Origin of the sequence: Mesorhizobium sp. M7A.F.Ca.CA.004.04.2.1 (assembly GCF_004022825.1) — a bacterium.
Taxonomy (GTDB): domain Bacteria; phylum Pseudomonadota; class Alphaproteobacteria; order Rhizobiales; family Rhizobiaceae; genus Mesorhizobium.
Genome location: NZ_RZPH01001508.1, coordinates 1 through 913, shown reverse-complemented (window position 1 = coordinate 913; position 913 = coordinate 1). Strand labels below are relative to the sequence as shown.

Genomic DNA, 913 nt, shown 5'->3' with positions numbered 1-913 from the left:
GTCCGGACCATTGATCGTCAGGCTCTCGCCTAGCGCAGCCACATGAACCTGCCGTGTCGCGGTGATGTCAGTTTTGTTACGCTCCACAGGCTGGAGTCTAGTGTCGACCCTGGGTCAGCAGTCGAAGGTGATTTGGAACGCGGGCCTGGCGAGCTGGTGCCATCAAGCGTTCCAGACAAGGGCCGTCATGGCGCCGATGCTGGTGTCGAGAGGCATGTCATGCGGATAGTAGGGGCCGGGGCGGTTTGTGATAATGCCCCGCTGCCCCGCGTCAGTGACCGCCATTCCTGGACGTCGCTATCCACCATATTTCTCTAGGAACGTCTCGGCCTCAAGCTCCCGGAAATCATCCAACGCGGCGCGCAGCCTTGCATGGTCCCAGTCTCACCAGGCGAGCGCCTGGTAGCGTTCGGCCGTGCGGCGATCGAAGCGCTCGCGGATCGGTTTGGCCGGCACGCCGCCGACAATGGTATAGGGCGCGACATCTTTCGAGACCACCGCACCCGCGCCGACCGCGGCGCCATCGCCGACGGTGACGCCGGGCAGGATAGTCGAGCCGTGACCGAGCCAGGTGTCGTGGCCGATGGTGACGCGTTTGGCGCGGCGCTGGGCGAAGAATTCTGTCTCGTGCTCGGCATCGTCCCAGTAGTCCGAGGCGCGATAGGTGAAGTGATGCAGCGTCGGCCGCCAGGTCGGGTGGTTGGTGGCGTTGATGCGAACGCTGGCCGCGATGTTGGCGAACTTGCCGATCGTCGCGCACCAGACGGAGCAGTCCTGCATCATGTAGGAATAGTCGCCGAGTTCGCTTTCCGAGACCCGGCTGCGGTCGGCGATCTCGGTCCAGCGGCCGAGCGTCGAATTCTGTACATCCGCCGTCGGGTGGACCAGCGGCGTCTCGGACAATTTCCTGGTC

At 64.1% G+C, this 913-nt stretch carries 1 pseudogene; it reads right to left on the bottom strand.

Features of this window, described 5'->3' with window-relative positions:
- Positions 1 to 297: 297 nt before the first annotated feature.
- A pseudogene (locus EN893_RS35755) lies at positions 298 to 913 on the bottom strand (DapH/DapD/GlmU-related protein); the annotation flags it as partial.